The organism is Mycoplasma sp. P36-A1 (assembly GCF_049478495.1).
In the GTDB taxonomy this organism is placed as follows: domain Bacteria; phylum Bacillota_I; class Bacilli_A; order JAJDGJ01; family JAJDGJ01; genus P36-A1.
In genome coordinates this window covers 91,704-118,572 of sequence record NZ_CP168083.1, presented here as the reverse complement: position 1 = coordinate 118,572, position 26,869 = coordinate 91,704, and the positions used below count along the sequence as shown (strand labels likewise).

The following is a 26,869-nucleotide window of genomic DNA, read 5'->3' as shown; positions in this document are numbered from 1 at the left end:
AGCTTAGCAGCTCTTTTTTTTATTTGAAATTCTTACTTATATCATTAACAAATTCATCTTTAGCATTTGCATATTTATTTTGATCATCTGGATATTCAATTGATAATACACTTTTTAAAAATTGATATTTTGATGCTGCTTTTGGATTTTCCATTAAAAATTTTTTAAAAGATAATAATTTATTTATATCTTTAGGATTATCTGATGACATTACTGTTAAACTGTAAAATATATTATTATTGTCATGTTTTATAAAGTAATAGTACTTACCACTACGATGTTTATTACTAAAGACATATTTTTTCTCATTTAAAATAGAAATAATATTATCTATTTCATCAAAACCATCAATTATTGCTAATATATCAATGATTGGCTTTGCACTTGATTTTGGTATAGAGGTTGCTCCTATATGCTCAATTCTTGTAAAATATGTTGGATGCAACTGATTCAATTTCTTTTTTTCTTTTTCAAATTGCTGTGGCCATTCATTATTATATAGTTCTAATTCAAGTGGTAATTCTATTTTAGGATCCATCTTCATAAATTCCTTTCTACTAATAATTTATTTCTAACAATGTTAGACCTTTAGCTGGTGCACTTTCTAAGTTACTTGGCTTATTTTCTAATGTTAATAATAGTTTTGTGTTATCTATTGTTATTTTAGAAGTCGCTACATCAACTAAGTGTGCTGTTATTAGTCTAACCATATTATATAAAAACCCATCAGCATTAATTATTATTTTAATAAAGTAATCATCTTCTTGTATTTTTATACTGTTTATTGTTCTTATTGAAGTTGTAGAAGTTGCTTTTGAACCACAAAAATTCTTAAAATCATGTTTCCCAATTAGTACATTAGCTGCTTCCATCATTTTAATTATATCAAGTTTTTTAGTAATATACCATGATTTTTTCACAAATCTTATGTCATCATTTTTAGAAATCAAGTATTCATATGTCTTGTCCTTGACACCATATCTAACATGAAATTTTTCGTTTTTTTGATTTATTTGTTTTACTACAATATCATTTGGTAAATTTTCATTTACAAATGATTTAAACTCTTTTACATTTATCTGATTTTTTGTTGTTATCATAACATGTTGTGCTAATGCATTTACTTTTGCATCTGTTCTTGATGCCTCTGTTGTTTTAACATCAATTTTCAAGTATTTACTTATTGCTGCATCTAATATATTTTGAATGGTATTTTTATGTTTTTGTCTAGCAAAGCCGCCGTATTCATATCCATCATAGGCTACAATTAATTCATACACAAAAGAAGAACTCAGGCATTGTTGCTGAGCTCGAACTTCTCTTTTTTCTTTTAATTGTTTTGCACGTTTTTGGTCTCTAATTTTCATTGTACATTTCATCAATACGTGCTTGAAGTGTTTCATTATCTAAAAACTCTTCAAAGGTACCTTCATATACAACACAACCAACTGGTGTTATTTCTATTATCTTGTTAGCTAATGTTTCAATAAAGCTCATGTCATGACTTGAGAACATTAATGAACCTTTAAAAGCTGTTAAACCATCATTTACTGCTGTAATTGATTCAAGGTCTAAGTGGTTTGTTGGTTGATCTAAGATAATAGTATTAGATTCAGACAACATTAATTTTGAAAACATCATTCTCATCTTTTCTCCACCTGATAGTACTGAAACTTTTTTTAGTGGTTCATCATGGCTAAATAACATTTTTCCTAAATATCCTCTAACATATGATTCACCTTGTTCTTCACCTGAATATTGTCTTAACCAATCAACTAAATTAAGTGATTTGTCTTCAAAGTAATGAGTATTATCTTTTGGAAAATAATCTTTTTCCGCAGTTATTCCCCATTTTACTGTTCCTGATGTTGCTTCTAATTCACCTGCTAATATTTTAAATATATCTGTAACTAACGCTTCATTTCTTGATTGAAAATATACTTTATCTTTTCCATGAATTGAAAAGTTTACATTTTCAAATTTAGTTTCACCATCTTCAACTAATTTTAAATCAGCTACACTTACTACATCATCACCTAAATTTCTTGAAGCTGGTAATGCTATAAATGGGTATCTTCTTGATGTTGGTTTAATATCATCTAGTGTAATTTTATCTAGTAATTTCTTTCTAGATGTTGCTTGTTTTGATTTAGAAGCATTTGCACTAAATCTTGCAACAAATTCTTGCAATTCTTTGATCTTATCTTCTTTTTTCTTGTTATCATCAGACATCATTCTAGTTGCAAGTGCACTAGATTCTTTCCAGAAATCATAGTTTCCAACATATAATGTTGCTTTTTGAAAATCTATATCTAAAATATGTGTACACACATCATTTAAGAAGTGACGATCATGCGAAACTACAAGTACTGTTTTATCAAAATCTTCGATGAATCTTTCTAGCCATTTAATTGCGTGGAAATCAAGGTGGTTAGTAGGTTCATCTAGTAATAAGATATCTGGATCACCAAATAATGCTTGTGCTAGTAATACTTTTACTTTGTCATCTCCAACTAAGTCTTTCATTAGTTTAGAGTAATCTGTTTCTTTAAGTTGTAATCCATTTAATAGTTTTTCAGCATCAGCTTCTGCTTCCCAACCATTCATATTTGCAAATTTTTCTTCTAAATCTGCTGCTTTATAACCATCTTCTTCACTGAAATCTGGTTTCATATAGATTTCATTTTTTTCTTTCATGATATCATAAAGTTCTTTATGACCCATTATTACAGTATCTAAAACACTATATTCATCATATTCAAAGTGGTTTTGTTTTAAGTATGAAATTCTTTGTCCTTTTTCATAGAAAACATCCCCTTTTGTTGAGTCTATTTCTCCTGCAAGAATTTTTAAAAATGTAGATTTTCCTGCTCCATTTGCACCGATGATTCCATAACAGTTACCATTTGTGAATTTTACTGTTACATTATCGAATAATTTGTCCTCACCAAAAGATAAGGATACGTTTGATACGTTTATCATTAATTAGCACACTCCCTTTTTACAATCAGCATAATTATAACATATCCTTATATCAACTACAATGTATCAATTAGTTTACCATATGTGCAACATCACCGATTTATGTTTCTTTAATTGATAAATAAATATTTTCATTGTTTTATCTTAAAAAAATGCAACAAAAAACCTAATTAAATATTAAATTATTCGATATATTTCAATATTACATTAGGTTTTTTTAGCTCTATAATTCAAAAGCTTTTATAGATGTAAGAGCTTCTATTTTAGTTGTTTCACTAAATCGTTGTATTTTATTTTTGTGATTTGCTTTGTATTGTATGTTGTATGTTTCTAATAGACTTACTAGAACATTTTCACTTTCATAGTCTTTAGCTTCAAATTCTATTTCATAATCTTCTATTCCATTATATTTACTATGATCTAATGCAAATGTACCTTGTTCTGTATGCCATTCTAATCTAGTATTTTTAAGTTGTCCTAAAACTATAATTCCCTTTGAAAGATTTGGTAAATACTCACTTATTCCTTCATCAGGATGTGCTAATATTAAATTATAATCATCACTACTTATATCAAAGTTGTGTTCTAATTGGTCTTTTTCTCTTTTTTCTTTTAAGGTTAACTCATATCCTTTAGGCATTGCGATTCTAATTCTTAACGCTTGTTTTTTAGCTGCTAATTGACGATCTTTGGTATCAAAATAGATGTTTGTTTGTTCTATTTTTTCTGCTTTACTTTTTATGTCTTCTTTTATTAGATTATATTGTTCTTTTGTTAGAAGCATTTTATATTCAATTTCTACATTTTCCATAATTTCACTGACCTCTCTTTTAATTATTGTAACATAACTTATTTTATTAAGGCCTTGTAACTACATTATTTTTATTCCATGTTATAAGTTGTAATACTTTTACTGTTTATTACAATTATTTGATTACCATCTAATTCGACTTTATCATTATCATTTAAAGGTAATTCACTATATAACTTATTTTTCTTATCTATTATATATGTTTTATTATTTATTTCATTTACTGAATAATAGTTATTGAATGTTATTGGTTCTATATCAAAATAGTAACATTTTGTAATTTCATCATCACACTGAAGTTGGCTATCTACATGATATGCATATTTATAAATATTTTTAAAAGTATCTTTCTTTTCTCTATTGGTGTTATAACTTTTTCCTAAATCGAATGTTGAAGTGCTTCTTTTAATATTATTCAATATTCCTGGTTGTCCAAGTCCATAAAATGATGCGATATTTCTACCTAAAAAATCACTTGTATATGATATTACCACATTCTTTTCGGTTAATGTTATCGACTGCAATTTAGATTCATTAGTTTCCATAACCATTACTGTTTCTTTATTATTGTTATCAATATATACAAGAGTGTTAGTTCTTTTTTCTTCATTGTAATCTGATGAAAAGATTATTGTATTGTCTACTACTTCAAAATCGCTAACTAAATTATATTTTCCAAATTCTATTATGCCACTTTCACTAATTTTATATAAATGATTACTCGTTGAAAATAATGAGTAGTCTTCATACTCTCTTATTTGTTGTAATTTCTCTTTTGTTTTTATCACTCTTATTATTTTACAGTTATTGTTTATGATTGCATATACTTCTATTCTATTTGTATTTTGTTTTATAAAGTATTTTGAATCATAAAGATTTCTATTTTCAGCATGTTCATAACTTTGGCAAATATTTGTTAGTTCTTTAGTTTCTATATTGCTTAGTAATGTTGTGCTTTCGTTTAATTGATTTAAATTAATTTCTTCTAGTTTCACATTATCATCACAACATCCTGTTATTAAGATTGTCATTAACAATGCAAGTATTATTTTCTTCATATATACACCTCTTTTAGTAAATTATAAGCTTTATTTTACTGAAAGTAAATGTTTATGTTATATTTAGGTTAATTTTATTCCATAAATATGAAGGTAAGTATTTATAATCATTTGTCTTAGTGCATATTGTTTCGATTATGTTGTCTTTGTGTATTTTCATGTTTTTTGCTTTTAACTATTTTTATTAGTATTATTAGGTAAGATATTAGTAATATTACTAATGTATAGTTATGTGTTATTAATACTATTTTCAAATTTTCAATATAAAACTGTAATCTAAATGGTGGTATAAAACTAATATTATTGATGGTATTGAATGAATTATCATAAGTATCACTAAGACTAATATTATATGTATAATACGCTTGATAGATAATTATTAACAAAATACTTACTATTAATATTATTTTATATCTACTATAATCTTTTAATATTTTTCTTTTTAACTTTTTATCATATCTTTCTAACCTATATATATAATAATATATTACTCCTGCAATTAATATTGAAATTGGTATTGTTAAATTATAGATGTTTATTTGTGAAGCATCAAAACTCTTTATGTTTATTATTATTGGAAATAGTTTATTATTAATACTCATTATTGGACTAACTTTCAAGACTTCAATGCACTTTGATGCAAAATGATGCATAAAATATATTTGATAGATACCTATTATTAAGTAGCAAAATGCTATACTTTGTAGTATTTTATTTTCATTTTTCATAAACTGCTCCTTTGCATTATTGTTAATATATTTACATATTATTATAGAGAAATACCACTAAAATTATATTTATTTAATTTTAGTGGTATTCTTTGTATAACTTAATTTTTTATTATTTTATGTATGATACTTTAGAATCATCTCTATCTGGTGCAATAGGATTATCTTGTTTTGTTTTACCTAATAATATTCCTGTTATTGGAGTAAAGTTATTTGGTATTTTAAGTCTTGTCTTAAATTCTTTTTGGCTTTCACTTGCTAAAAACAAGGTACTTGTAGCTGATATGCATGTTGAATATTTATATGATTCTGCAGCTAGTAAAATATTTTCGGTTGCAAGTCCGCAATCAAACTCTGAAAATTTATTATTCATTTCAGCACTTACTACAATTAAGCATGGTGCATTATATAATAAATCTTCTGAAGGCATTTTACTTATTAATTTTTTTATTGTTTCACCTTTTGTTTTAATTGCAATGTCTTTAGAGTTCACCATACTGTTTAGATCTTCTATTTGTCTTTTTTTTATTTCTTCTAGTACTTTTGGATTTGTAATGACACTAAAATGCCAACTTTGTAAATTTCTAGCACTAGGAGCATATATTCCACTCTCCATTATTGTTTCTAATATGTCTCTATCTATACTTTCATTTGTAAAGCTTCTTATGGTTCTTCTTTTTTGTATTAATTTTATAAATTCGTTTAATTTTTCCATATCTATTACTCCTTTTATGTTATATATTTATCATAAAATAATTATGCTATTCATTCAAATAAATCACTTTATATTTATTTTCATAAGAAAAAAGACCACTTTTTAGTGATCTTCTATTGTATAGTATATATTATTAAACATTGGTAGTTTATTATCCCAATATTTTAAAAATACTTTATTATTAAGTTTTCTATTATAATATTTATTAGTTTGATTTTTTACTAATGAATCATATAAATAAACATTGTTTTCATCATATCCTACAACATTTACATAGTGTTGCCATTTCAGACCTTCTCCAATTAATACTATTATTGGAAAACCTTTATTTAGTCTAGTTTTTAGTTGTTTAAAACTACCTTGATTTAATGTTATTTTAAACCCTTTTTCTTCTAAGTAATTACTAATGCTCTCTGGAAGCACATAACCATTTCCTAGTTTGTATTTCATTTCTTCATATACTTTTTTGGAATTTACTTTTATATTACGTGTTCTTAGATTGTAGGCTGTAGCATAACCTGAACACTCATTATATTCTTGCATAGGAAAGCTACTAATTTTTTCACTTAAAAATGTATTAGAGTATTTTACTTCTATGTTATCTTTTAAAGGAAGTTTTTGCTTATATATATCAAATAGTGTAATATTACTATTTGATACTTTTAAGCCTATTGCTAATAGTAGATTTAATACTAAAAATATAGTTAGTAATATTAATACTCCTCTTTTAAAATATTTCATATAAATGAACTTTTCTAAAAGTTCATTCCTCCAAGCATCTTTTTGATATCTTTCATGTTTTTAGGCATTTTTCCATTACCCATCATACCACTCATTTGTTTCATCATTTTCTTCATGCTTTCATGTTCTTTTAATACTTTATTAATTTCCATATTGTTTGTTCCACTACCTTTAGCAATTCGATCTTTTCTTCTTGCTTTTATCAGTTGTGGATTTTTTCTTTCATATGGTGTCATTGATTGAATTATTGATCTTGTTTTCTTTAATTTAACATTAGCTTTTTCTTCATCTTCATCACTAAGTTTTGGCATTCCAGGAATCATTTTAGCAATTCCTCCTAATGATCCAAGTTTACCTACTTGTTCCATTTGGTTTAACATATCTTCTAAATCAAATGATCCATCCATCATTTTATCTGCTGTTTTCTTTGCGGAATCTTCATCTATTACATTTGATGCTTTTTCGATTAAACTAATAACATCACCCATACCAAGCATTCTGCTTACCATTCTATCTGGGTGGAATGTATCTATTTGATCTAATTTTTCACCAGTACCTATAAATTTAATTGGAACTCCTGTAACATGCTTAATTGATAGTGCAGCTCCACCACGTGAATCTCCATCTAATTTAGTTAGTATTGCCCCGGTAATACCAAGTTGATCATTGTATGATTTAGCAACATTAATTGCATCTTGTCCTGTTAATGAGTCAACTACTAACATTATTTCATCTGGTTTTATTATTTGTTTTAAATCTACTAGTTCTTGCATCAATACTTCATCTAAGTGTAGTCTACCAGCTGTATCGACTATTACTAAATCATTACCATTATTTTTAGCATACTCAAAACCTTCTTTTACAATTTCTCTTGGATCTATTTGACCCATTGAGAATACTGGTACATCAAGTTGTTTACCAACAGTTTCTAATTGATCTATTGCTGCAGGACGATAAACATCGGCTGCAATTAGTAATGGTTTTTTTGAATATTCTTTTCTTAATAAGTTCGCAAGTTTCCCAGTTGTTGTTGTTTTACCTGCTCCTTGTAGTCCAACCATCATTAATACCGTTATACCACTTGATTTAAATTTAATTTCTTCTAATGAATCTCCAAATAAATGTATTAATTCATCGTTTACTATTTTTACAACCATTTGGCTTGGATTAAGTTGATTTATAACATCTTGACCTAAAGCCTTTTCTTTAATGTTTGCGATAAATTCTTTTACAACTTTAAAGTTAACGTCTGCTTCTAATAGTGCTAGTCTAATTTCACGGAACATTTCATCCATGTTATCCTGTGTTAATTTATTATTTCCTCTTATTTTTTTAAGTGAATTTTGAAGTCTATCAGACAGATTTTCAAATGCCATTAAAACACCACCTTTTGTTTATTTTTTTCCTATACATTATATCATTTACAGTTCACATTCACAATGTACAACATTGGTAAGTATCCTGTTTTTTTTAGATTCTTTATAATTAAGCATTGATTATTTTAATATTATATGTTATTATTCTTGTAGACATCATGAGAGATGGAGGGACAGGCCCTATGAAATCTCAGCAGCCTGCATTAAGTAAGGTGCTAAATCCTGCAGAAAGATATTTCTGAAAGATGCTTTAATAAGTAATTTAAAGTAGCTTTCATTCAAAGCTACTTTTTTGATGTCTGTACGAAAACCCTTAAATTAACACTAATAGTTTTCATAAAAACCAGCTAAGGCTGGTTTTTTAATTTTTATTTGTTTGATTATTTATTATGTTATGTGATATTTTGTGATACAACATACTCATTCTACCATTTTTTACTGATGTTTGTTCAAAGGTAAATAATTTACAATCTATTTTCTCGATATATTTATATAGGATAATCATTCCATATGAGAAGCTTATCACACCACTTATTATTAGGTTTAATCCATATGCTCCTTCTTTAAATAAAAGATATGTAATTATACTTGCAAGGATATTTGTTATACAAAATATTTTTGAAATCTTTAAAGCTCCTTTTTGATTATCTAAATACATATTCATCATAATTAGTATTAATATGAATCCATTTAATGTTGTTCCTATTATTACTAATTGTAGTATTGAAGAGTTTAATGAGAAGAATATATTTTGTGATGAATATATCCATATTATTGTTAAAGCTATGATACTTATAACTGATTGTAATCTAAATGTTCTTTCTAATTCATTTAATAGTAGTTTATTAAGATAATTTTTGGTGTGCTCTATCATCTCCAAGGTTCCGCCTTTATTTACAAAAGTTAAAAACTTTCTAAAGACTGGGAAAACTTTACTATTTATTGCCATAAAGAAACTTAAATATGTTGGTATTATGATTAAATATCCGATAAATACTGATGTATCATAGACTATATTTACTCTAAAACTTCCTAGTAGTGTTGTACTATCTTGACTGAACCAATATAAGATATTAGGTATCCACATACCAAGTGTATATAGTAAACTTACATACCTTAGATCTTTATATTTATCAAAACTTTCTAACCATGAATATTCTGCTTCTGTTTTACCATATTTTGTTCTTTTAAATATTGATATTGTTTGAAGTATATTACATAGCGAAATTCCTAATATGAATGATAGTAGCATTATAGCTACTTCATAATCTAATTTGAAATTAAGATTCATATACAGTGATACAAACATTGTTATCGTTGCAATTATCATTCCAACAATTAAAAATAGCACTCCATATTTTGTAATTCCTATTGATGCCATTATTGGTTGTACGGTTAAAAAGTATACAACTTGAAGAAATAATAATAGTATTAGAACATTAGTGACTGGTGTTAACTTTGAAAATGTTAGAAATATTAGCCATAATAATAATGCTATTATTATATTGGTTTTTATTATTCCTATCATATTTGGTTGAATATTGGTTGCATCTTTATTATATAGATTATCTGATAGATGCCTTGAAAATACTGTTTGAAAGAAACTTGTTATCAATTGTCCAAAGACAAAGCTATAAGTTATGCATACAGTAAATAAGTTTACTTCTAAAGTATCAGCTATATGATACTTTAATATAAAGTATCTTATTATTAGTACTGTACTCATAATTGCAAGCCAACTACCTATGTTATTAACTATGGTAAAAGCAAAGATATTAAGTTGCTTTGATGCAAATTTTTCTTTAGTTATTCTTTTTAATGAATACTGATTACCTGCCATTAGTTAACACCTGCTCTTTCATATAAGTCATTTATTGATTTCAACATATCTTTAACATTATAATGGTTTCTGACTCTTTCTTTTCCGGCATCACCCATACTTATTAAAAATTCAGGATTATCATATAAGTATTTTATTTTTTCTGCTTTTTGAGTTGGACTTACTGGATTACAGGCAAAACCACTGCTTCCAATATTATCATCTTTAGTACCACTTTGTATTTCTACACACGAACCTACATCTGTTGTTACTGAAGGAATACCAACTGCCATTCCCTCAAGTATACATAATGGTTGTCCTTCTGAAATACTTGAAAGTAACAATAAATCTATTTTAGGTAGATAGTCTTTTATATCAGCTTCTCCTGTAATTGTAATTTGATTATTTAATTGAAGTGATGTTATTAAATCTAGACATTCTTCATAGTATTCATTATTTTCTTCTGTTGGTCCTATTAATGTTAAATGAAATGGTACTTTTAAGTATCTTAATTGATCACAAGTATAGATCATTGTTTTTATATCTTTTATACTTACAAATCTAATTATTGCTCCTAATTCTATTTTATCCTTATTGAATTGATGTCTTTTGATGTTGGATAACATCTCTACATTTACTCCATTTGGTAGTATTGTAATTTTATTACTTTCTGCTCCTTTTTCTATTTGATATTGGGCATTTTCTTCAAACAACGATGTTATTTGGTTACTTTGATGATAGCTCATTAATGATAGTTGATGGTAAAATTTTATCCATATATCTTTAAATATTACTGGTATCCAATCAAATTGTAAGATGTCTTCTTCTCTTTCTCTTGAGTATATACCATGTTCTGATAGTATTAATGGTATTTGATTAAGATAACTATGATTAGCTGCAAATACTCCTCCATAACCGGTTGATACTGCATGTAAGACATCTACATCGTCTATTTTTGTTTGTATTACTTGCAGTAGTGGACTCATAATATTTTTCCATGTCCAAAAATATTCTATAAATGGTTCTGTTCTGTTTTCTTCTTTGTATATTTGTGTAACTAGTTCATAAAATATTTCACTGTGCAAAAAGTCTTGAGTATAGCCTACTTTACTAGTATCATTTAATAATTTATATATTTCACTATTTATGTTTTTGAACCTCATCCAGTTTTTTAAGAGTTCCTTTTCTAAAGCAGTGATTTTTATTTTGTTTTCTTTTCTAGGATATTCATATTGTACTAGTGGTATTTGAGTTACTTTTTTTATATTACTAGGTAATTCATATTTATTTTTTTGTATTTCTTCTGAAGGAGAAATTGCATAAATATAAAATTCATGTTGGGGCATATTAGTTACTATTTGTTGTATCCAGCTTGATACTCCACCTGTTACATAGGGATAGCATCCTTCTGCGATTATTCCTATTTTCATATTAACGCTCCTTTAGTTCAATTTCTAGTACTGGAATATCTGCATTTATTGCCCATAGATTGTCATTCATTTTTACTATTTCTGCTTTCCCATTTTTAATAACTGGTTCTTTATTATCTTCTACTCTTATTACGAATGAACTTTCTATTGGCATGTTATGTTGATATATTGTAATTATATTATTTTTGGTTATTACATCAAAATCACCACTTAAATATTCTTTTAAATATTTTGTTGCTTCTTCTTGAGTGTAACTTTCCATAAATGGATATCTTGTTTTTATAAATTCTTGCATCTTTTCATACTCACTTGATAGTTCTTTCCAAGTTAGTCCATTAGATCTTTTTAAATCAAATGCATCATCTGGATGAATAAAATGTGATATTACTCCCATATTAGCCGATACATCTACTAAGCTGTATTGGTTATAACCTGTAAATTCATATCCTGATAGTGTTCTTGGAAATAAGAATATATTTTTATATCTATCATGTGCTTCAAACTCTGTTACATAGTTACTTTGTTCTTTGCTTCCAAAATATAATCCAGCTATTGTTTCTAACTTCGGAAATACATTGTTTAGTGCATCTACACCTGTTTCAGATAAAATATTTGAAGGGGCTACATATGTCTTGATGTCAGTTTGTGAAAAGATTTTTTTAAGTGTTGTTTTTAATTCTGTAAGACCTTTTTCCATAGCTTTTTGTGATGTCCAAGGTGTATATCCTAAAGCTTTATCTACAGGATCATCTTTTAATAGTAGTGGTTCATGATTATATCCATGTACACTTAGTTCACTATTCATATTTAATAATAATCTTCCATATTTTATAAGTGTGTGTTTCATCGTTGTAAATATTTCAGATATATTTTCTACTTTATTTTCATAGGTTCCTATTATTGCTCCTGTATACTTGATGTTATACTTCTTGGCAGTATTGTACATATCATTCCACCAATAATCTTCATAAAATTCTGCTACAGGCATTTTTGTTTTACCATCTAAAACATTTGTTTCATTTCCTGGAATTGGTGCTGGAAAGTCATCTATATGCATTACTTTTAAACCGGCATGACCTGTTACAAATGAAGGCATCATTATTCCCATTGTTTGTATTGCTAGTCCTCTTTTTAGTTTGTCATTTATGTTTACATTATTCCAATATATTACTTTACCTTTACCAAAGCTATTCATCCATATTAATGGATTGTTTTGACTATCTATTATTCTAGTAGTTGTCTTACTTAGCTCTACTGCTCTTGTTGAGTAAATAAAGGCATCACTATCAGTATCATCTACATTTGAATACCCTGGATAAATATCGTATTTGAAATCTAGTCCTTGGTTGGTTTCATAACTACCTACCTTGTCTATTCCTGTTATGGTTTTTAGTTTTGAATCCTCTATGTTTAAGATATATTGTAAAAAGATTACTCTACCACCTTTTTCTATATAGTAATACAAGTCACTTATTTCACTTTCTGTCAGAGTGTTTTGACTTAATGCTACAATTGAGTATTCTGGATTAGATATCTTATCTAATCTACTCAAATTTACATTACCGTATTGTATTTTAGCATTTTTTAAGGCGTATTTTATATTTGTTTTGATCTCTTTGTTTTCAGGATATTCTGACTTTGCAAAATATACTTTTTGCTTATCTTGGCTATTTTCTGTTTGTATATCAGTATTATATAGTTTTGATGTTTTTTTAATTGGTGCTGTTTCGGTAAATACATCTTGGTATATTTTATCTGAACGATATAATAATATTGCAGCACTAAAAAAGATTGATACAAACAATACTCCGACAATTATTCTTTTTATTTTATGTTCCATGTTTTACCTCTCTTTCTACAACTAATAACAACCGATGATCTTTTTCTGATAATTTATTTGCTTCATTTGTATTTAGTTCTTTTATACATGTTTTTACTAAATTCCAATCTTTTTGGTACAGTGCAATTTTCATTAAATGGAATTTAGTATAATCATCATGATTATTTGTTTCTAACATATTTAAAGCGATTTTTTTTGCTCTTGTAAATTCTTTACTATTCATTAAAAGTAATAAGTAGTAATTTTTTATTTCTATGTTATCTGGATTATCTTTTACTAATGGTATTATAAAATCATAATAATCATTTACTTTCCTTGTATAGTCTTCTGGATATAATAAATGACTTGATAATAATCTTTGGTATACATCACATATTTTGATTGCTGTATCTAGATTGTTGTTATTATTATCATATTCTGTATATAACTCCGCTAATCTTAAATGATATTTATTTATTAAGTTTACAAACATTGTTGCTGAATAGTGTACTATATCTTTATTTTTACTTTTAAGAGCTGCTTTGATATATTTACCTTCATTTTCTACTCTACCTGAAGCTAATTCTAATAATAGGTGTCTTGCTAATTGTGGATCTTTTAGATTTAGACCATCTATTATAGGTGTAATGTCCTGGTCTAGTTTAGCTCTATATGTTAAATCTGTATAGTTAATGAAATCTTTTATTAATAAATCATCATATTTTTTTAACCATTCTTCATGTATATCGTCTTGATTTATATTCAATAGATACATACCTAAAAATATTCCTAGTACTGGAAATATTATTGCTACTAAAATACTATAACTTACTATATTTCTTGGTATATTTTTATTTTTACTTTTTATCTTGAAGAATAGGAGTATACATATAATATAAATTGTTATTGCTAGATAAATCATAATATAACCTCCTATTTTAGTTTTTATCTTTTAAACCTAGTCTTAAACCATAGATTTTAGTAAACATTGAAAATAAAGTAAAGTGTTCTGAACTTATATTAGCTATGTCTACATCATCTATTGCAATTACATATTTTAATTTGTCATTTTCATAAACTGGTCCTAACAATATTGTTTTAGTATCATTATCTAGTAATGGCACTATTGGTAATCTATCTTCATTCATTAATTCTATTAGTTTATTGCTTATTTCTATTTCTTGTTTTTCTTTATCGCTGATTAAATGTGCTGTTTTCCAATTATCGCTTTGATTATTTTGTTCATATATTACTACATCTTTAAAATCTAGTTCTGAGCTAAGTATTTCTAAAGCTGTTTTTTGTAGATTATTATTTGGTGTTTGTTGAAATGTTGTAAGCATATCAAACATTTTTCCTGTTTGATTATCATATACTAATACTTTGTTTTTTAATTTATCTTTTGTTACATTAAGTTGGTTTATAGCTTTTTTTAATTCGCTATTTTCTAATGACAACTCAAAATTTTCATCTTTATTGTAGGCTTTTTGTTCTACTTTGGCAGTTGCCATTGATCCACAAAGGTATGTTAAAACTACTAATGTTAGTAATTGAAATAAATATGTACTATCCCAAAAATATAGTAACAAATCTTCATGTCTTGTTATACCAAGCAACATTTGAGATGCTAAACTTAAACTTAAAGCTATAATTCCTATATATATCCCATAGTAACTTGCAAAAAATACCACACTTACTAGTAATATGTAATATTCTAATTCTTTTGGTATCTGTGGAATAAGTATAAATAATATTGTAATTATACCTATTATGATTACTATTTCTATTATTTTTCTTTTTGTTGGTTTTACATTATTTTCCATTATTATTCTCCCCTTTTCTAATCTAAATTATCATATATATCATTTGGATTAATGCTGTAATCAAATCCAAGTGATCTTGAATATTTTGCATCCTCTTCTGTTCTAATAATTGTTAATACTTTTACATTGTTTTCTTGAAAATATTTAATCCAATTTAAAGACCACTCATCATTTCTAATTTTATCATTTACAAAATCTTCCCAAAGTATCATATCAACATAGTCTTTGGTATGATTTTTAAAAGTTGTAAATCCCCAGTTTTGAATTAGTATTTTTGTGTTTGTTTCTTTTTTTAATTTTATTAAAAATTGAGCTAAGGCATCTTGCATTTCGTTTTGTTCTTTTTTATGATTGTTTAAATAATCATCAACATCTCCTATTGTATCTAAAAATATACCATCATATATTTTTTCAGAAATATTATCATTTGTAAATTTTATTAAGAAATTTTGAAATTCTTTTATCCTTATATCCATTATTACAGTATTCCATTTTTCTATTTTTATTTGTTTTTCATTGATTAATAAGGCATATTTCATTATTTCATATTCATACTTTGATGGATCATATTCTAATACATCTAAATAACCATACACTTTAGTATTAGAATCTCTAATTTTCTTAATACCTAGATTTGTCCAATTTAGTGGTTCTACAATTACATAATCATATTTTTTTAATTCTGTTATTGCCTCATCTGATTCTATTCCATAATACACTTTAAATAATTCGCTTTTTTGGATATTCATTAATTTATTTTCCTTTTTTGTGTTTGATAGTACAGTCGCTATAAAAATTAAAACTATAACAAGTAAAACAATTGCTATTTGTATATTTTTTCTTCCTGTCATTTCTCACACCTTTTTCTCAATTTTAAAGTTAATACAATGTAAATAATTGGTTATTAGAAAAGTATATTTATTAAGCGTTTTGTCTTAAAAGTAATACTTTATACGATTCTATCACACTATTTTTACACTAACAAACGTAACACGATATTTAATATTTGATGTTTTCTTATTGATTCTAATGTTGCAATTAGTCAATTTTTATTCGAAAACTGTCTATTTATTATTATCGTCTAATTAAGTTCATTTTTTACTTGTTGTTGATATATTATAATTATATTATTTGTATTAAAATAAAAAAAGAAATAACCCTTTAAGCAGATGATTTCTTACTAATTATATATTAACTATTTTAGTTTGTATTTTTAACAATATTATTTATATTGATACTTATCGTATTATTTTTATCTATATTTTAATAATTAACCTTATGTATCTTTTGTGTATTTATAAACACCTTTTTTTAAAATTTTTTCTTATAATAAATTTGTTTAATAATTTTATAACTATCCTATTTATTATTTTTATATTGATGTAAAAAAAAGACAAGAACTTTTTCTTGTCTTTTGATTTTTACTATTATTGCTTATTTTTAATATCTTTTACTGCTAAGTATCCATAAGTCATTGCAGGTCCTAATGTTGCACCGGCACCTGCATATGAATTTCTACCTATTCCACATATACAGTTTCCTGCTCCATATAATCCTTTTATTACTTCATTATTGTTATTAAGTATTTGTCCATGCTCATTTGTTATTACTCCACCATTTGTGTCTAGAGTTCCTGCTGCTAGAATTATAGCATAATATGGTCCTTTATCACTAATTGGGTACATACTTGGATTTTTACTAGTATTTAGTTTGTGCTTTGTATTAGGATTTGTTGGAGGAAATGTTGGATATTCCAAATCGTAATTGCTTTCTCCTCGTTTGAAATCTTTATCTACTCCTGTTCTAGCAAATTCATTGAATCTTTCTACTGTTTCTTTTAAATTTTCATTAAAATCATCATCTAATACATAATCTTTTATTGTATGACCGATATCTCCAATATGTAATGCTAAATGCTCTGATAGTTCATCTATTGTTTCACCACTTAAGACATGTGGTGCATCAGCAATATTGGTTGCACTGTATGGTGGAAAACCTGCCCACATTTCAGCTGTTCTTTGATCGAATATTAAATACATAAATCTATTTGGATAACCTGCATAATTTTCATCAAAAACAAAGTGTTTCATTGTTCGATCATTGTAACCTCTTTTTTCATTCATTACACGTTTTCCAAATTTATTTACTTGTATAACACTATCTCCTACTGTGTAAAACATGTTTGAGCTACCATCTGGATTTGCACGATAAAAGTCTAAGATACTTTGTGCTCTAAATGCATTATTCATATGTCCTAAAGGCAAATTATGCTTTTGTGCTATTTCCACTAAATCTCCAGTGTTTTCTTTAACGGCACATCCACCATAGTGAATACCTGTTTGAAATCTTTCCATTAAATCTTTATTTTTTGAAAAACCACCACTACCAAAGATTACACCTTCTTTTGTTTTAACAATTTGATTGTTTACTACGATTGCTTTAACTTGGTTATTTTCTAGGATAATATCTTCAACTCTTGATTCTAAATGAATTTCTACTTTTTCTTTAATTAAAAAATCATGTAATAGTTTGACTAATCCATTACCCATTTGTGGTTTACTATCTTTATCTAAAGTTACTACACTTCTTCCTCTAATACTTTTATTTTCTACTATATTTTCAACATAATCTGTATATGCTTCATTATTATGATTAATATCTATATCATATTTTAGAACTTTATTTTTTTCTAAGTAATCAATCATTACTTTAGCATTATCTATATATGATAGGATCTTGTTATATTTTGATTCATCTATTCCTAAGAAGTCTAATCCAGGATCATATGTTTCTGGATATGCAATTCTTACAAAATATCTCAAGCAATCTTGTTTATTATCTAGTAGTCCATGTTCGATTTGTTTAAGATTTCCAGGAACCCAAATTCTACCACCTGATCTTTTACTAGTTCCTCCAACTTTGTCTGCTTTTTCAAATATCGCAACTTTAAATCCATCTAGATGTGCTGTAATTGCAGCTGTTAATCCAGCTACACCACTTCCAACAATTGCTATATCTAAATCTGTTGCATAATTTGTTTTGTCGTTTATTTCAGTCTCATTTTCTAGTAAGATAAACAAGCTTTGATCTGCATTGCATACTGGGCAGTTTTGTGGTGGCATTACATCGTTATGTATATAACCACAAACTGAGCATTCCCATTTTTTCATATAGTTTCCTCCTGAATTTAATATAAATTCATTTTATCATAAATGTTCAATCAGTTAATTAAAAATGATAATTATTTATGAAATATATTAAGGAATTATTAATCATCATGCAATAAGACATAAAAAAAAAGCTATATTTACTTTAAATAATGTAAATATAGCTTATTTTGTTCATTATATATTAGCGTAAGTTGTGAGTTACAACATTATGTAAGATAAATTTAATTTCTTTTAACATATTAACACTTCTTTCTTTTCTTCTATAATTAACGTTTTGACTTGTTTGTTATCTTAAGTTATGACTAGCGATATTAGATAAAATACGACGTAACATATTAATACCTTCTTTCTATTTGTAATTTTAGTTGTTTTAATTTTTTTGTAAATATAATTAGATTGATTATTATATAAGAAATATTAATGATTAATTATAATTCACTAATGTTTTTTCTTATACATATATTATAGTACTATTTCTATTTGTAAACAACCCTTAATCTTGTATATACATAATATATTCATACTGCATATATATTTATGTATATTTCTTAATTATTAATTTATATGTTTCTGCAAATAAAAACAGTCTAAATTCAGACTGTTTTTTTGTATTATATTATTTTTTCAAACAGATCTAATCCTGCATTTTCAGCAAATTGTGCTACTAAGCCATATATTATTATAGAACCTAGTGCACTTGTAGTATTACTTCTATCTAAATCAGGTGATATTTCTGCGATATCAAATGATACTACTTTGCCACTACTAGTTAGAAATCTAAATAATTCCATAAATCTATCTGGCATAATTCCCATTGGTTGTGGAGCACTAACTCCTGGAGCAAAGGCTGATGAAAAGACATCTGTACATACTGTTATGTAAATGTGATCTAAATCCTTAATAAATTCTGATAAGATATATTCATTTATTTCTTTTCTTTCCATAGTAACATTTCGTGCAAGTATGTGTTTTGTTCCAACTTCTTCTGCATATTTAAATAGTGCTAGTGTATTTCCACTTTTTTGAACACCTATTGTCATATGATTAAATTTTGCATCTATTTTTTGCATATCATTTCTTATTTGTCTAAACATTGTTCCTGATGTAGACTGTGTTGATGGTCTATTGTCAAAGTGTGCATCAAAGTTAATAAAGCCTATTTTTTCTTTATTAAGGTTTATTGCATTATATACTCCTGACATATTTCCATAACTTACATCATGTCCTCCACCTATGACTATTGGAAAGTAACCTTTTTTAAGCAACTCTGCTACTAATTTACCTAATGCTTTTTGTGAATTTTCTACACTATCTACAAATTTAATGTTACCACCATCGTATAATTTTAATTCTTGTGTGAAAGAACATGGCTTATTACATAAGAAATCTCTTACTATATCTGGGGCATTAGCAGCTCCTCTTTTACCTTTATTAAGAGCTATACCCTCATCTACTTTATAACCTATTATTACAATACTATGGCCTTCTGTTGTTTCTGGGATTTCCTTATCTAAATCTAGTGGCTTAATGTATTGATGCCATCTAAAACTGTAGTAATCTTCTTCACTATCTATTCTTCCATGCCACAATGACATATCAGCTTGTTCATAATATTTATTCATTTTTAACATCCTTTGCAATATTATTTTGAAATCTATATTAATTCTAACATAATATTTTTGTTATTTGTGCTTTTAGACCTGATTATCATATTTATTTCATAATTATAAAAAGGGATGCTATGCATCCCTCATTTTTTAGAATAATCCTACTATTTTTCCTTCTTCTGTTACATCCATAGCTTCTGCTGCTGGAACTTTAGGTAATCCTGGCATTATCATTACTGATCCTGTAAGCACTACTATAAATCCTGCACCTGCTGAAACTTTAAGTTCTTTTATGTGGATATCAAAGTTTTCTGGTCTTCCAAGTATTTTTGGATCGTCTGTTAGACTTGCTGGTGTTTTAGCCATACATATCGGTAACATATCTAATCCATTTTTTCTAAATATTTCTAGTTGTGCTAAAGCTTCTTCACTTAGAATTGCTTTGTTAGCACCATAACATGTTGTTACAATTTTTTGCATTTTTTCTTCAAAAGTATCTTCTAAATCATATACATATTTAAAGTTATTTGGTTCTGAACATTTTTCAACAACGGTTTTGGCTAATTCAAGTCCACCTTCGCTTCCTTTTGCCCATACATCACTTTCTACAACTGTTGCACCTTGTTCTTCAACCCATTTAAATAGAGCTTTAACTTCTGCTTCTGTATCAAATAGGAATTTATTAATTGCTACTACAAATGGTAACCCATAAGCTTCAATTGTTTCCATATGTTTTTTTAGGTTGGCGCAACCTGCAAGCATAGCTTCAACATTTTCTTCTTTCAAGTTATCTTTTGCAACACCACCATGCATTTTTAATGCTCTTACTGTTGCAACTATTACTACACAACTTGGTTGTATATTACCAGTTCTAGATACGATATCAATAAATTTTTCACTACCTAAATCCGCTCCAAATCCTGCTTCTGTTACTACATAATCACTTAGTTTTAATGCCATTTTAGTTGCTATTAATGAGTTAGCTCCATGAGCTATATTAGCAAATGGCCCACCATGAATTAACATTGCATTATTTTCTAGTGTTTGTACTATATTAGGATTCATTGCATCTTTCATTACAACAGCAACTGCTCCTACTGCTTTTAGATCTTTAACTGTAACTGGTCCACCTTTTGAATTATAAGCTACAATTATTTTACCTATTCTATCTTTAAAGTCATTCATATCTGTTGCAAGGCAAAGAATTGCCATTACTTCTGATGCAACTGTAATGTAAAACCCATCTTTTCTTTCTACACCATTAGCTTTTGAACCTTGAGCTATTGTTACTTGTCTTAATGTACGATCATTCATATCGACACATCTTTTCCAAGGTATCATATCTAAATCGATATCTAATTCATTTCCTTGGTGTATATGATTATCTAACATTGCAGCAATCAAGTTGTTTGCTATTCCTATTGCATGCATGTCTCCAGTAAAGTGTAAGTTAATATCTTCCATTGGTACTACTTGTGAATAACCACCACCAGCAGCTCCACCTTTAACACCAAATACTGGACCTAAAGATGGTTCACGGATACATCCCATTGTATTAACATTTATTTTATTTAGTGCTTCTACTAAACCAACTGTAGTAGTTGATTTTCCTTCTCCAGCTGGAGTTGGATTAATTGCAGTTACTAGCACTAATTTTCCATTTTCGTTTTTTTCTAGTTCTTTATTGATTGAAGTATCGATTTTTGCTTTATCGTTACCATATTTTACTAAGTATTTAGAGTCTATTCCTGCTTTTGTTGCGATTTCTTCTATGTCAAGCATTGTTGCAGCTTGTGCGATTTCAATATCAGTTTTTGGCATTTTTCTATCTCCTATAGCATTTTTTCAATTATTTTCATATTTGATTCTACAATATCATGCGCTTTAAATTGCATTGTTGCACATTTTTCTAGAAATTCTTTTGCTGCTTTTTCGTCTTTTAATCCTGAAGCATTAATTTTAACATTTAAGATTGAACAATTCATTCCTGCTTCTAATAAGTACATTCCACTTGCTAGATCACTTATTGCATTTGAATTTCCATTTTCAATTAATTTTGGAACTTCATTTAAAGCATTAAAGGCAATTTCTGCTGCTTCTAAAGGTGCTTTTGTTGCTTCTAAAGTTGCATCCTGTATTGCTTGTGATCTAATTTTTTTATCTTCATCTGTTTCTTTTGCTAGTTTGAAGGCTGCCATTACTTTATTAAAGCTTTCAGTATCTTCATCTACCATTTCCATTAAACGATTATAAGAATTTTCTAGCTTATTGAAAGTATCTTTAAAATCTTGTTGAATTTTTTCATCTAATTCTGAAAATTTCTTTTTATTAATTGTTAAGTGTGCCATCATTCTTGAAAGAGCAACACCTAAATTACTTACATAAGCTGCAACGCTTCCACCACCAGGTGCTGGTGCATCTGAGTCCACTGCTGCTGAAAATTCTGTTAATTTCATATCAATTAATTTCATTGATTTATCCCCTTTATTATAGTATTTGTTGTTCGTATACTACTAAATCTCCACCTTTGAAAACATGTTCTACATGATTTGATCCAAAGTTGTATATTGTGAATTCAATATTTGGTGCATTCATTATAACTATATCAGCTTTTTTACCTACTTTTATAGATCCAATTTCATTGCTTTTTTCAACTGAACATGAACCGTTAGCTATTGCACTATTGTACACTTCTAAAGGTGTCATTGAATATCCTCTAGATGCTATTTGTAGCACTAGTTGCATATTAGCATTTGGACAACTTCCTGGATTGAAGTCAGAGCAGATGGTAACTGCAATACCTTTGTCTATCATTTTTCTAGCTTTTGCATAATCTTTTCCTAAATTAAAAGATGTTGCTGGTAATAAGTTTGCAATTACATTTTGTTCAGCCATTTTATCCATGTCTGCTTCTGATGTTGCCATTAAATGTTCTGCACTTATAGCATTTATTTCTGCTGCTAATGCTGCTCCACCCATTGGTACAACTTCATCAGCATGTATTTTTACTTTAAATCCAAGTTCTTGTGCTTTTACTAATATCTTTCTAGATTGTTCTTTGTTGAACACTGCATCTTCTGTAAATATATCTACATAGTTAGCAAGATCTGTTTCAGCAATTTTTGGTAGCATTTCATTTATTACTAAGTCTACATATCCATCTGGATTGTCTTTAAATTCAGTTGGTATTGCATGTGCTGGCATAAATGTATTTATTACATCTATTGGATGATCTTCATTTATTTTTCTAGCAACTTTAAGTTGTTTCTCTTCTGTTTCTATGTTTAAACCATAGCCACTTTTTGCTTCTACTGTTGTTACTCCATGTAATAACATTACATCAGCAACATGCATTCCTCTTTCATACAGTTCATCAAAGCTTGCATTTCTAGTTGCTTCTACTGTATTTAAGATTCCACCACCTTGTCTTAGTATATCTAGATAACCAACACCTTGAAGTTTTAAATCATATTCGTGTTCTCTTGATCCACCAAAGACTAAATGAGTGTGAGCATCTATTATTCCTGGTAATGCAATATTACCCATTGCATCGAATAATTCTGTTTCTTTTTCAACATATTTTGAATAGTCACCTGTTCCAAGTGCTAGTATTTTATCATTTTTGATTACTATATAGGCATCTTCTAATATTTCACTATTCTTAAGTTCTTCCTTTTTTACGGGAAGAACTTGGTGATCTAGTGTATACAGTTTACCTATGTTATAAATTATTGTCTGCATTATATCATTCCATTTCGCTGTATTATTGTAAATAGTATTCGATAATTTTGTCAGTAGAGAATCCTCTAAGCCCTAAATTTTTTGTTACTATTGCTGTTAATTCATCTAAAGTATAATCTTTAAATTTATCTGTTGTTCTTTCTTTTTCATAGTATGCTGCAATGTCTTCTAAACAATTACGAGGTACTAATCCAATAAACTCTGAACCTGTTACTTCTATATCAAATCTTTTAGCTTCCATTTTAACTGCTTCAAAAGCTCTATACACACTTGTTTGAGTATAATCTGTAACATTCATAGTTACTTGAATAAAGTCTTCCATTTCTGCTGGTCCTGCTTGTATACATTTGTATCCTCCGCCACTATTTCTAATTGCTTTTGCTATGAAAGCACAAGCTGGACGATCTTTTGTTGCACAATCTATATTATACGCTATTAAAGCTGGTCTGCAACCAACAGCTGTAACTCCACCTGTTGGATGAATTTGAGCTTTTCCATAATCTGGAGCCCATTCTGGATCTTTTAATTTTTTTGGCATTCCTTCAAATTCACCTTTACGTATTGTTGGTAATTTTTCTCTTTCTGGTTTAGTTGCAGAGTGAGAATAAAGAAAGACTGGTAAATCATATTTTTCACTTATTTCTTGACCACATTCTTTTGAAAGTTCTACAGCTTCTTCAATGCTCATTTCATTTATAGGTATAAATGGAATTACATCTACTGCACCCATTCTTTTATGTTCTCCTCTTTGAATGTTTAAATCTATTAATTCTAATGCTGTCTTTACTGATTCTACTACTGCATCTTTAACTTTTTGTGGATCACCTATTACTGTAACAACTGTTCTATTATAATTTGCATCTGCATCTACATCAACTAATCTTACTCCATCTTTATTTTTAAAGGCTTCTGTAATTTTTTCGATTTTGCTCATGTCTGTTCCTTCTGAGTAATTTGGTACACATTCTACAATTTTAGCCATTTTATGTTCCCCTTATATTTAAAGTATTTTTATTTATTTCTTTTTGCAATAATTTCTTTTACGAAGTTTCTTGTTGCAATATATGGTAATGTTATGTGATCTTTACCCTTCATTTGATCATTGTATTCTATACAAGTTTCAATTGAAGCTTCATTTCTTGCCCAGTTTCTACGAGCAACTCCACCCATTACATCCCAAAGCATTGCTTCATATAGTATTTCATCAACTCTAGTGCTTCCGTCTAATACCATTCCAAAACCACCGTTTATTGATTTACCAACACCAACTCCACCACCATTATGTAGTGCAACTAGTGACATACCTCTTGCAGCATTTCCAGCAAAACATTGTGTTGCCATTTCTGCCATTATGTTTGAACCATCTTTTATGTTTGAAGTTTCTCTAAATGGTGAATCTGTTCCAGAAACATCATGATGGTCACGTCCTAGCATTACTGGTCCAATTTCACCATTTCTAACCATCTCATTAAATTTACGAGCTATATTTGTTCTACCCCATGCATCTTGATACAAGATACGTGCTTTTGATCCTACAACTAGGTTGTTTTTCTTTCCATCTCTAATCCATTTCCAGTTATCCATATCTTGGAATCGTCTATTAGGATCGATTAAGTCCATTGCAGCTTTGTCTGTTGCATCTAAATCTTCATCTTTTCCTGATAAACAAACCCATCTAAATGGTCCATAACCATAATCAAATAACATTGGTCCTAAGATATCTTCTACATATGATGGCCAGATAAATCCATCAAGGTCATTTACTTTATTTTTTGAAATTTCCATTACACCAGCATCATATACTGCTTTCATGAATGAATTTCCATAATCAAAGAAATATGTTCCTTTTGCAGTAAGATGTTTTATAGCTTCAAAGTGACGAACTAATGATTCATTAACTAGTGTTTTAAATTTCTTATGATCTGTTGCTAGCATTTTTGTTCTATCAGCAAATGATAATTGTACTGGACAATATCCTCCATCATATGGTTCATGACATGAAGTTTGGTCTGATAATAAGTCTATATGAATATTGTTTTCTACAGCATATTCTAATAAGTCTACTACATTACCTAAATATGCAATTGCTAAAGCTTCTTTTTCACTTGTTGCTTTATTAGCAACCTCAAAGGCTTCTTTAGCACTTCTTGTAATTACATCTACCCAACCTTGTTCAAATCTTGTGTTTATTCTTGATTCATCAACTTCAGCTACTAAGGCAACTCCACCTGCAATTTTACCTGCTTTACCTTGAGCACCAGACATTCCACCTAATCCAGAAGTTACAAATAATAGTCCTTCCATGTCTTGAGCACCTTCATGTATTTTACGTGAAGCATTTAAAAGTGTTGAATAAGTTCCATGTACAATTCCTTGTGGTCCAATATACATCCAACCACCTGCAGTCATTTGTCCATAGTTTGCAACTCCTAAAGCGGTAACTCTTTTAAAGTCTTCAGAGTTGTCTTTAAGACCTACCATTAGTCCATTTGTAATTACTACTCTTGGAGCTTTTTCATGTGAGTGGAACAATCCTACTGGATGTCCTGATTCAATAACTAATGTTTGTTCATGTGTCATAACTTTTAAGTATTTTTTAACTAAATTATACTGCATCCAGTTTTGGAATACTTGTCCAGTTTCTCCATAAGTTACTAACTCATATGGATATAAAGCTATGTCAAAGCAAAGGTTGTTGTCAATCATTAATTGAAAGGCTTTACCCTCAGTTGTTGATGCTTCGTATTCTTGAATTGGTTTTGGATAAATTGGTGTTGTTGGTCTAAAACGATAACCATATATTCTTCCTCTTGTCATTAATTCTTCTAAGAATTCTGGTGCAAGTTCTTCGTGATATTCTTCTGGAATATATCTTAATGCATTCATTAAAGCTAATTCAATATCGCTATCACTTAATGTTAATTCACGCATTGGAGCACGTCTTATTCCTTGTTCAAATTGTGGTACTTCTTTAGGTATTTCAGTTAATTTAATTTCCATACCGTTTTCAATTGTTTTGTTTTCAATATTCATGATATTCTTCCTTTCA

The 26,869-nt window shown here is 27.9% G+C and carries 22 protein-coding genes and 1 riboswitch; all 22 genes read right to left on the bottom strand.

The features are described from left to right. Nucleotides 1-19: 19 nt before the first annotated feature. Nucleotides 20-538 carry a GrpB family protein gene (locus ACD762_RS00530; protein WP_423363867.1) on the bottom strand — a complete coding sequence of 173 codons (519 nt, stop codon included), beginning with the start codon at nucleotides 536-538 and terminating at the stop codon, nucleotides 20-22. A 19-nt stretch (nucleotides 539-557) separates the two neighbouring features. Then, entirely contained in the window at nucleotides 558-1,367 is an 810-nt protein-coding gene (truA, locus tag ACD762_RS00525) for a tRNA pseudouridine(38-40) synthase TruA (RefSeq protein ID WP_423363866.1), read from the bottom strand. After that, nucleotides 1,357-2,982 carry an ABC-F family ATP-binding cassette domain-containing protein gene (locus ACD762_RS00520; protein WP_423363865.1) on the bottom strand — a complete coding sequence of 542 codons (1,626 nt, stop codon included), beginning with the start codon at nucleotides 2,980-2,982 and terminating at the stop codon, nucleotides 1,357-1,359. The genes truA and ACD762_RS00520 overlap by 11 nt, the downstream gene beginning before the upstream one ends. Before the next feature lie 223 nt (nucleotides 2,983-3,205). Beyond that, the gene (locus tag ACD762_RS00515) at nucleotides 3,206-3,793 is read right to left on the bottom strand and encodes a CYTH domain-containing protein (protein WP_423363864.1); all 588 of its coding nucleotides are present in this window, start codon (nucleotides 3,791-3,793) and stop codon (nucleotides 3,206-3,208) included. 71 nt (nucleotides 3,794-3,864) lie between these two features. Beyond that, entirely contained in the window at nucleotides 3,865-4,851 is a 987-nt protein-coding gene (locus ACD762_RS00510; RefSeq protein ID WP_423363863.1) for a hypothetical protein, read from the bottom strand. Nucleotides 4,852-4,967: 116 nt separating this feature from the next. Further along, nucleotides 4,968-5,579: a hypothetical protein gene (locus ACD762_RS00505; protein WP_423363862.1), complete on the bottom strand. Its 612-nt coding sequence runs from the start codon at nucleotides 5,577-5,579 to the stop codon at nucleotides 4,968-4,970. Between the two features lie 112 nt (nucleotides 5,580-5,691). Beyond that, complete coding sequence (locus tag ACD762_RS00500) at nucleotides 5,692-6,294, bottom strand: nitroreductase family protein (RefSeq protein WP_423363861.1); 603 nt, start codon at nucleotides 6,292-6,294, stop codon at nucleotides 5,692-5,694. A 102-nt stretch (nucleotides 6,295-6,396) separates the two neighbouring features. Next, nucleotides 6,397-7,035, bottom strand: a complete 639-nt coding sequence (locus ACD762_RS00495; RefSeq protein WP_423363860.1) for a C39 family peptidase — start codon at nucleotides 7,033-7,035, stop codon at nucleotides 6,397-6,399. Between the two features lie 14 nt (nucleotides 7,036-7,049). Further along, a complete protein-coding gene (gene ffh, locus ACD762_RS00490; RefSeq protein ID WP_423363859.1) occupies nucleotides 7,050-8,411 on the bottom strand; it encodes a signal recognition particle protein in 1,362 nt (453 codons plus the stop codon). A gap of 150 nt (nucleotides 8,412-8,561) precedes the next feature. Beyond that, nucleotides 8,562-8,663: riboswitch (SAM riboswitch) on the top strand. Nucleotides 8,664-8,772: 109 nt separating this feature from the next. Beyond that, on the bottom strand, nucleotides 8,773-10,251 hold the full coding sequence (pelG, locus tag ACD762_RS00485) for an exopolysaccharide Pel transporter PelG (protein WP_423363858.1): 1,479 nt from the start codon (nucleotides 10,249-10,251) through the stop codon (nucleotides 8,773-8,775). Beyond that, on the bottom strand, nucleotides 10,251-11,660 hold the full coding sequence (pelF, locus tag ACD762_RS00480; RefSeq protein ID WP_423363857.1) for a GT4 family glycosyltransferase PelF: 1,410 nt from the start codon (nucleotides 11,658-11,660) through the stop codon (nucleotides 10,251-10,253). Before pelF ends, pelG begins: the two co-directional genes overlap by 1 nt. Before the next feature lies 1 nt (nucleotide 11,661). Beyond that, nucleotides 11,662-13,500 carry a DUF2194 domain-containing protein gene (locus tag ACD762_RS00475; RefSeq protein WP_423363856.1) on the bottom strand — a complete coding sequence of 613 codons (1,839 nt, stop codon included), beginning with the start codon at nucleotides 13,498-13,500 and terminating at the stop codon, nucleotides 11,662-11,664. Then, complete coding sequence (locus ACD762_RS00470; RefSeq protein ID WP_423363855.1) at nucleotides 13,490-14,401, bottom strand: hypothetical protein; 912 nt, start codon at nucleotides 14,399-14,401, stop codon at nucleotides 13,490-13,492. The genes ACD762_RS00475 and ACD762_RS00470 overlap by 11 nt, the downstream gene beginning before the upstream one ends. Before the next feature lie 16 nt (nucleotides 14,402-14,417). After that, complete coding sequence (locus tag ACD762_RS00465; protein ID WP_423363854.1) at nucleotides 14,418-15,302, bottom strand: hypothetical protein; 885 nt, start codon at nucleotides 15,300-15,302, stop codon at nucleotides 14,418-14,420. Nucleotides 15,303-15,319: 17 nt separating this feature from the next. After that, nucleotides 15,320-16,153 carry a putative glycoside hydrolase gene (locus ACD762_RS00460; protein WP_423363853.1) on the bottom strand — a complete coding sequence of 278 codons (834 nt, stop codon included), beginning with the start codon at nucleotides 16,151-16,153 and terminating at the stop codon, nucleotides 15,320-15,322. Nucleotides 16,154-16,729: 576 nt separating this feature from the next. Further along, nucleotides 16,730-18,472, bottom strand: coding sequence for an FAD-dependent oxidoreductase (locus ACD762_RS00455; RefSeq protein ID WP_423363852.1), 1,743 nt, complete (start codon nucleotides 18,470-18,472; stop codon nucleotides 16,730-16,732). Between the two features lie 611 nt (nucleotides 18,473-19,083). After that, a complete protein-coding gene (gene hutG, locus ACD762_RS00450; RefSeq protein ID WP_423363851.1) occupies nucleotides 19,084-20,094 on the bottom strand; it encodes a formimidoylglutamase in 1,011 nt (336 codons plus the stop codon). Nucleotides 20,095-20,229: 135 nt separating this feature from the next. After that, nucleotides 20,230-21,900: a formate--tetrahydrofolate ligase gene (locus ACD762_RS00445; protein ID WP_423363850.1), complete on the bottom strand. Its 1,671-nt coding sequence runs from the start codon at nucleotides 21,898-21,900 to the stop codon at nucleotides 20,230-20,232. Between the two features lie 11 nt (nucleotides 21,901-21,911). Beyond that, on the bottom strand, nucleotides 21,912-22,550 hold the full coding sequence (locus ACD762_RS00440) for a cyclodeaminase/cyclohydrolase family protein (protein ID WP_423363849.1): 639 nt from the start codon (nucleotides 22,548-22,550) through the stop codon (nucleotides 21,912-21,914). Nucleotides 22,551-22,566: 16 nt separating this feature from the next. Next, nucleotides 22,567-23,820 carry an imidazolonepropionase gene (gene hutI, locus ACD762_RS00435; protein ID WP_423363848.1) on the bottom strand — a complete coding sequence of 418 codons (1,254 nt, stop codon included), beginning with the start codon at nucleotides 23,818-23,820 and terminating at the stop codon, nucleotides 22,567-22,569. 22 nt (nucleotides 23,821-23,842) lie between these two features. Next, nucleotides 23,843-24,802 (bottom strand): glutamate formimidoyltransferase, encoded by a 960-nt coding sequence (gene ftcD, locus ACD762_RS00430; RefSeq protein ID WP_423363847.1) that lies wholly within the window; start codon nucleotides 24,800-24,802, stop codon nucleotides 23,843-23,845. A gap of 29 nt (nucleotides 24,803-24,831) precedes the next feature. Continuing rightward, nucleotides 24,832-26,853 carry a urocanate hydratase gene (locus ACD762_RS00425; protein ID WP_423363846.1) on the bottom strand — a complete coding sequence of 674 codons (2,022 nt, stop codon included), beginning with the start codon at nucleotides 26,851-26,853 and terminating at the stop codon, nucleotides 24,832-24,834. Nucleotides 26,854-26,869 lie beyond the last annotated feature (16 nt).